The sequence below is a fragment of the Luteitalea sp. genome (assembly GCF_022842525.1).
In the GTDB taxonomy this organism is placed as follows: Bacteria; Acidobacteriota; Vicinamibacteria; order Vicinamibacterales; family Vicinamibacteraceae; genus Luteitalea.
In genome coordinates this window covers 1-7740 of sequence record NZ_JALHPM010000243.1, presented here as the reverse complement: position 1 = coordinate 7740, position 7740 = coordinate 1, and the positions used below count along the sequence as shown (strand labels likewise).

The 7740-nt window shown below is 66.3% G+C and carries 5 protein-coding genes; 4 read left to right on the top strand and 1 reads right to left on the bottom strand.

All coding sequences use genetic code 11. The annotated features are described in order from the left end of the window. On the bottom strand, positions 1-2774 hold a 2774-nt coding region (locus tag Q0C41_RS28050), incomplete at its 3' end, for a choice-of-anchor D domain-containing protein (RefSeq protein WP_291989730.1). 385 nt (positions 2775-3159) lie between these two features. Here Q0C41_RS28050 and Q0C41_RS28045 point away from each other — a divergent pair. The 4 genes from Q0C41_RS28045 to Q0C41_RS28030 form a co-directional block, all read left to right on the top strand. Then, on the top strand, positions 3160-3885 hold the full coding sequence (locus tag Q0C41_RS28045; RefSeq protein WP_291989728.1) for a hypothetical protein: 726 nt from the start codon (positions 3160-3162) through the stop codon (positions 3883-3885). A gap of 12 nt (positions 3886-3897) precedes the next feature. Next, positions 3898-4452 (top strand): hypothetical protein, encoded by a 555-nt coding sequence (locus Q0C41_RS28040; RefSeq protein ID WP_291989727.1) that lies wholly within the window; start codon positions 3898-3900, stop codon positions 4450-4452. Then, positions 4439-5245, top strand: coding sequence for a hypothetical protein (locus tag Q0C41_RS28035; protein WP_291989725.1), 807 nt, complete (start codon positions 4439-4441; stop codon positions 5243-5245). Before Q0C41_RS28040 ends, Q0C41_RS28035 begins: the two co-directional genes overlap by 14 nt. 133 nt (positions 5246-5378) lie before the next feature. Then, positions 5379-7740: S8 family serine peptidase (locus Q0C41_RS28030; RefSeq protein ID WP_291989723.1), on the top strand; the 2362-nt coding region annotated here is incomplete at its 3' end.

Here is a 7740-nt window from a genome sequence, read left to right as displayed (position 1 = left end):
TGTGTCGCGCTGGCGCGCGATCGGCGCGCGGCGGCTTTCGCGGACGCGCGGACTTCGCGGATGTGCACCTCACGCGCGCTGCGCTGCGGCGCCGACACGCTCACTTTCACTTCCGCACCGGCGATGGGGCCGCCGTTGTGGAGAAGATCGATGCGGAGGTCGGTCACCTTGCCGATGATTGTCGGCCGCAGCTTGGTGCGCAGGGACACGTCGGATTCGACGAGCAGCGCGGTCGTAAACCGTTCGCTTTCGCGGCCGAGGTTGCGCGCGCTCACGCGGAGCTGCCACGTTCCGACCACCTGCGGCCCGATGACATCATCCGAGTCGAGCGGCGGGAGCATGAGGTCATAATACGCGGCACCGGGCCGCGCCCCGAACCGCACGAGGGGATTCGTGGCCGGTGATGCTGGAGTGAACACCGTGCCGTCCGGTGCGATCAATTCCAGGCCGAGTTGCTCGTCGAAGTCATCCCAGGCACAGACGAAGCGCAGACGCCGTTCGCAGCGCGTTACACGCATCCCGATGTCACGCGTGGCGCCGCGCGCGATCGTGACGATGGGATCCGCGGCCATGTTCATTCGGAAAGCGTCGGCGAGGACTTGTACGAAGTTCTTCCGCAGGAGAAGCAGATCATCGCCAGCGAAAAAACGCCCTCCAGATGTAGCGGCGAGCTCACTCAGCCCAGCCGCGTCCATGGCCTTTCCTGTACCACAGGCGACGGCGTAGAGTTCGATGTCCTGACCGAGGAGGTCATTCGCCGCGTCGTGGATGAACGGTGGGTTGTGCTCTCGTCCTCCCGTAAAGGTGATAACCACGCGGCGCTCGGGAGCCGAGTCAGGAAACAAGCGCTTCAGATCGGCGGTCAACTGCGTGGCAGCGCGAACCAACATCGAGCCGACATTGAAGCCACCGCCGAAGAAAGTGTTTGCGAGATTGAGTCGGATAAGCTGTTTGTTGGCCGCGTCCGACGGGCCGATGTTCGTGAGTCGGATCGCCTCGTGATATGCGTGGTTCGTGACCGTGCCGAGATAATCGCCCTGCTCCTCCGGCATGAGGTCGAGGAAGAGATTCACCGCCGCATGCATGGTGGCCATGTTTGCATCGAGTCCTGCGCCAAAGAGGAGGTAGCCGCCTCGATCCAGGGCCAGGCTGGCTGCTGTGGCCTTGGCGAGTACGCAGGTGCCGTAGAGCGGGATGGCCACCGAGGGACGTGCAGGATCGTTGCTCGTGATGGTCAGCGTCCCCTCGTAGAAGCCGAGCGATCGCGGCGCGAAGACGACGATGAAGCGGCGCGATCCTCCCGGGGGAATTGTCGCTCCGCCAATGGCGAGCGTGGAAGGCACCGTCGTGGGCGCCTGGTCGGCGGTGACGGGGAAAGCCGCATGGCCCGTCGACAGCCCGGTCACGACGAGAGGAATGCACGGATTCTCATTGACGATCGTGACGCGCAGACCAAAGAAGTATTTGGCCAGGCAGGCGCCGAAGTTCAGCGCGACCGGGTTCACGCCGATCTTCGGCGCCGGTGTGGGCATCCCGGTTCCCTGCAGAGGAACGGCATGGATCGGCGTGTCGTCGTCGTTGCTGCGGATCGTGACGACGCCGTTCGCAGGGCCGACGACTGTAGGCGCAAACTTCACCTGCAGGGTCAACGAGGCGTTAGGCAGCACCGTCGCGGGGCCGCTCGGCGTCACCGTGTATGGCCCAGTCGCCGTGATTCCGGTGATGGACAGATTTCCGTTCCCGACGTTTCGGATGTTGATCTGCCTCGTCTCGGACAGGCACACCGCGACGGACCCGAACGCGAGCAGGGCCGGCGTCACCACGATGTTCGGCTTCGCCGGTGGTGGTGGCGGCACAACCGGCGTGAATTCGGCGAGCGCGATCGACGCGATCGAGAGCAGGCCGCTGTTTGCGGTTGCGATCAGCGTGGGCGTCGCCGCGGAGAGGCTGAAGAGTTTGACCGTGGTCGTAAACACCCCACCTGCGAGCAGTTCCGCACCTGCGACAAATACGCTCGCACCGCCGCCTACAGCAGGGTTGAACGTCTTGACGGTCGGGCTCCCCGGTGTGGCAAAGTTGACCAGGGCGGCGTTGGTGTCGTTCGTGGAGCCCACGGCGACGAACGATCCGCTCAGGCTGACGCCGGTGATTCCGGCCAGTGTCGTGTTGGCCGTTCCGAGGATGAGAGGGCCGGCGATGTCGATCAGCGTGACGTTCGAGCCTGTCTGATCGCCAACCACCGCCCGCGTGCCGTCCAAGTCCGCCACCAGTGGACCACCGATCAGCGGATCGAAGGAGATGAACGACGGAGTTGCCGGCGATGAATAGTTGATGATGCTGATCGTCGGGTTGTTCGGTCCCGCCGCAACCGCGCGGGAACCCGAGAGTGCGACCGATCCGAGACTCGAGATCCCAACGTTCAGCGTGGAAACGAGTTTGGGCGCTGAGGGCGTCGAAAAGTCGATGAATGTCGCGCGCAGCCCATTCGCTTCTCCGGCGAGAACGCGCTTTCCGTCGATGGAAATACACCCAATCCCGACAAGACCCGTTTTGATCGCTCCCAGCAGCGCAGGTTTAGCCGGATCGCTGATGCTGTAGAGCGCGACGTTGTCGCCGTTCGCGTTTCCGACCGCGACCAGCTCGCCGTCGCTATCCACCACGCAGGAGCCACCGAAGCCTGGATTGGTCGGCGTGACGGTCACCGCCGCCGAATTCGTGAAGTCGATGACGGCGAACTGGAAGGCGTTCTGAGAGGCGACGACAGCGATGCGCATGTGACACTCCTGTTCTGTTCCGTTGCAAATAGTAGATCACTCACGTCGACGCGTGGTGTTCGGTCTCTCACCCGCCTTGAACGATTCCCGCGCCGGCGCCCCCCGCGCGATAAGTCTATTGGAAACATCCGGGCCGTCACGCGCCAGCATAACGTCTGTCGCCTGGTCCACCTCGGCGCCCGATCTCGAGATCGTCCGCATGCGGCAAGTCACCAACCGTGAAGAGTTCATGCGCGAGCAGTTACTGATGAGGTCGCCTCGATCATCGAGCGCAGCGGAGTGCCATGGCGCGGCTGGCGCAGACGGTACATCTGGCCGAATCGTCCAGATGAGTGGTATACTGAGGTCCATGGCATACACTAAAGAGAAGAAGGGTGGCTCCGTGATGGCGCCGAACACCACCGCGATCGAGGTGAGGCGCTACAAGCCGCAGACCTCCAAGGGCACGCCGCTGGTGGCGCGCGGATCGATCACCCTGTTCCTGGCGGCCGCCGGTTCGAAGCAGCTGGCCGCGCTCGGCAAGGAGCTCGCGAAGGGCGCCACCGGTAAGCCCGACCCGACCTTGGACAAACCGAGCAAAACTGGCATGCGTGTCGCGCTCAAGCACGGCGACGTGGTGCTGGCCGAGGACGTGGTCATCCCCGGCGACGGTCGGGTCGTGCGCCTGGTGCTGCCGTACAACGGCGGCGAGCTCGGCGCCGACGGGCTACGCCTCAGCGCCAGCGGCGATGTCGCGGTGATCGCGGCGAAGCACGAACCAACGCTGTCGTCGATCGAGAAGGCCACGCTCGCGCTGGTGCCGGAGAAGCTGCGCCACTACAACCTCGGGGTCGCCCTGCCCGGCGGCATCGCGCTCAATAACGACGAGGAGCGGCGGAAGCAGGAAGAGGAGCGGCAGCGCCAGGAGGCCGAGCACGCGCGGCAGGAGCAGCGGGCCGCACAGGCCGAAGCGCAGGCCGAGGCCCAGGCCGACCGCGCCGAGGCACGCGCGGAACAGCGCGAGGCCGGCGGTCGCTTCGAAATCCACCTGCGCGACATCACGCTCGAGACCCTGACGCCGAGCCTGAGCGCCGCAGCCATGCTCGGGCTGCGCCGCAACACGCTGCTGTAAGACTCCCTGACCGTGATCGCCGAGATCGTCGCGATCACGGTGCTGGCGCTGTGGTGGCTGGCTTCGGCGGTGGCGCAGCCCGATTGGCTTGTCGGCAGCTGGGTGCGCGCGCGCGATCCCTTCGGGTTGATCCCGTCGTTCAGCTTCTTTGCGCCAAACCCCGCGAGCACCGACTGCCACCTGCTGCACCGCCACGTGCTCGCCGGCGGCGAGGTGACGCCGTGGCGCGAGTCGTTCGTGTGGCGGCCGGTCTGGTACCGCGGCCTGTGGAACCCCGATCGCCGCGAGGAGAAGGCGATCTCCGACGCGAGCAGCGGGCTGGTGCGTCGCCGCAACGATCGACCGGCGTCGGTGCGGCTGTCGGTGCCGTACCTGCTGCTGCTCAACCACGTCTCGGCGCAACCGGCGCCGCCCGGCGCGGTCGGCGTGCAGTTCGTGCTCATGGGCTCGAGCGACGACGGCAGTCCGCCGTTTGTGCGCATGCTGTCGGAGACGCACGCGCTCGACGATCGCGTGCCGCTGCCGGCGGGGACGCCGCAGTCGGAGGTGCCGGATGTTTCCGGCTGAACCAACGGCGTGGGCCACGCTGGCGCTGGTCGAGCGGCTGGCGGCGGTCGGCCTGCTGGTCGCCAGCGCTGAGCAGTTAGTGCGACGGCGCGCGCTCATCGCCACGGGGCTCCTGAGTTGGGAGGTGGCGCAGCTGCGCAGTCGCGCCCTGAGCCGCGGCTGGCAGCATCGCATGCTCGATCCGCTATTCCGCTCGCCCGGCGTGCTGATGCTGCTCGGGTTGCGCGCGGCCGCGGCGGCGGTCGTGATCGTGATGCCGACGCCGACGAGCGCGGCGGTGGTCGTCTGCGCCGCGGTCACCGCCCTGCTCATGCTGCGGTCGTCGTACGGCAACGACGGCGCCGACCAGATGGGCTTGATCGTGCTGGTGGCGGCTGCGCTGGCCCACGCCTTCGATGGTACGCGGGTGGTGAGCGCGGTGTTGTGGTTCTGCGCCGCGCAGGCGTGTCTGTCATACGTGACGTCGGGCCTCGCCAAGCTGCGCGGCAGGCGCTGGCGAGACGGCAGCGGGCTCACCGGGGTTCTGTCGACGCGCACGTACGGCGTCGGCGCGCTACACCGCGTGCTGGTGCGCCGGCGGTGGCTCGCGATCGCGCTGTCGTGGTCGGTGATCCTGACCGAGTCACTGTTCCCTCTGGTGCTGGTGGTGCCCGACGCCGCAGTGCCGTGGTTCCTCGCCGGCGGCCTGGCGTTCCATCTCGGTGCCGCCGTTGTGATGGGGCTCAACACCTTCGTGTGGGCCTTCGCGGCGACCTATCCGGCGATCGCCTGGTGCACGCTGGTCGCGACCTGAGTCAACACGCGCGGTGGCGGTGTGGTCGCGCCGGGCCGCGTAATCGAGGGCGGACTCCTGCCGAATACTGCTGCTCGACAGCGCGGTGCCCCGAGGCAAGATTGGGGTCATCCTCCTCCCGCAGAGCCTGCCCATGTACCCCAAGGCCCGGTTCCTTCCCGTCGCCGTCCTCCTCTTAGCTGGCAGCACTGTACGCGACGTTGCCGGGCAGGCACCCTACAAGAGTGATCCGCCACGACGCTCGTTCCTGTTCAAGGACGCGCGAGGCGAGATCGCCGCCGCACGAGCGCGAGGTGACACCACGGTGACACTCGTCGTGGCGTCGATGGCTGGCGCCAATCCCAAGGTCGTCGCACTCGTGACGAGGCTCGGCGGCACGGTGGGTTATCGCGAGGACAAGGTGGACTACCTGCGCGTGCGGGTGCCGGTGGACAGCGCCGAGCAGGTGGTGCGCAGCCCGCTCGTCCACTCGACCGACGTGTCGATCAGCCGGACGAGTCGCGCGTTAGGCATGGCCGACGGCGGGGCGCCTGCAGCTCAACCTTCGTCGACGCTGCCGTTCGCCCCCGATACCACAAAACGTCCGTGGCCTCCGGTGCTGTCGGACGCCCCCCTCGTCGATCGGTATGACCCGGTCATCGACATGGGCGGCGCGGAGTGGCGCAAGGCCAATCCCACGTGGGACGGTCGGGGCGTGACGATCGCCATGATCGACCAGAGCATGGATGCCTTCCTCCCGGAGTTGCAGGTGGCGAAGACGCTGACGGGCGCCTCGACGCGCAAGATTGTCGGCTATCGCACCGTGGTCGACATCGACGAGGAGAACGATGGACAATGGTTCCGGATGAAGGACGTCGTGAGCGCCCAGGACGGGAAGATTTCGTGGCAAGGAAAGACGTACACGGCCCCTGCTCCCGGGACGTATCGCATCGACCAGTTGGACGAGGCGTTGTTCGACTCGCTCAATCGTGCCGGCATCGAGAAGGACGTGAATCGCGACGGCAATCCTTCGGGCTCGAGCCGACTCTTCGGCATCCTCTGGAACGAGGCCACCAACGACGTGTGGGTCGACACCGACCAGGACATGGACTTCAGCGACGAGAAGGCCTACACGGACTATGCAGTGCGGCCGGAGTTCGGTGCGATCGGCAAGGACAAACCGGAAACGCCCGTTCGCGAGAGCGTGTCGTTCGCGATCCAGATTGACAAGTCACGCAAGCTGGTCGCCCTCAACCTCGGGGTGGCGAGCCATGCGTCGCTGGTGGTGGGTGCGGCGGTGGCCAGCCGCGGCACGGTGGGACGTTTTGACGGTGTTGCCCCGGGCGCGCAACTGGTGAATATGGCCGAGGGTGGCGCCGCGTACGGACAGACCGAAGCGGTGATCGAGGCGGCGAAGATCCCGGAGGTCGACGTGATCTTCACCGAGCAGAGTTCGGTGATCGCCCGCAACTACCTGCTCTTCGACGGGCGGCTCGTCCCGACGGTCATCTACGGGCGCGTGATCGAGAGGTTCGGCAAGTCGCTGATCCTCCCAACGCACAACTATGCTGTGCTGGCCGCGATTGACGATTACGCACTCGCGCCGGGAGCCATCTCCATCGGGGGCCATGAAAGCAAGGCGAACTTCTTTGCCAACCATGGCGTGCGAGTGCAGCACGACGACAACCTGCTCATCACCGGTGGCTACGGTCCGATGGGGAACGGCGCGCTCAAGCCGGACATCATCGCCCCGTCCAACTACGTGAGCACGGGTCGTGGATTCCTCGAGGGCACTGCGATTCCCGGACTGATGCAACTCCCGCCGGGGTACAACATCGCCGGCGGCACGTCGACGGCTACACCAACGACGGCGGGCGCGGTCGCGCTCCTGATCAGCGCCGCTCGCCAGGCAAACGTGAAGGTCGACCCGTATCGGCTGCGCCAGGCGATCATGACGTCAGGGCGCTGGGTCTCCCACCTCTCGGCGAACAAACAAGGCAATGGGGTCGTGAACATCGCTGGCGCGTGGGAAGCGCTGAAGGCGATGGACACGGCGAAGACCGCCATCACGATCACGAGTCGATCGCCCGTGAAACATGCCATGGCGCACCTGCTCGCGACGCCGTACGAAGGCGTGGGCATCTTCGAGCGTGAAGGGTGGGCGACTGGCGACCGCGGCGAGCGCACGGTGACGTTCACACGCACGACCGGTCCGAAGGGTGCCCTGCCCTTCACTATCGGGTGGAACGGGAACGACGGCACGTTCACGTCTGCTGCGACGGTGAATCTCCCGTTAGGCACGCCGGTGCCGGTCGCAGTGGGCGTCGCACCGACGACGCCGGGCGTGCACACGGCCGTGATGACGCTCGACCATCCTGGGTCGCCCGGCGTGGAGTACCGCACGCAGGCCACGATTGTCGCGGCGACCGTGCTCAACGCGTCGAATCAGTTTGTGAGCGAGCAGAAGTTGGAGGTCCCGCGCCCCGGCATGACGCATCTGTATTACCGCGTGCCCG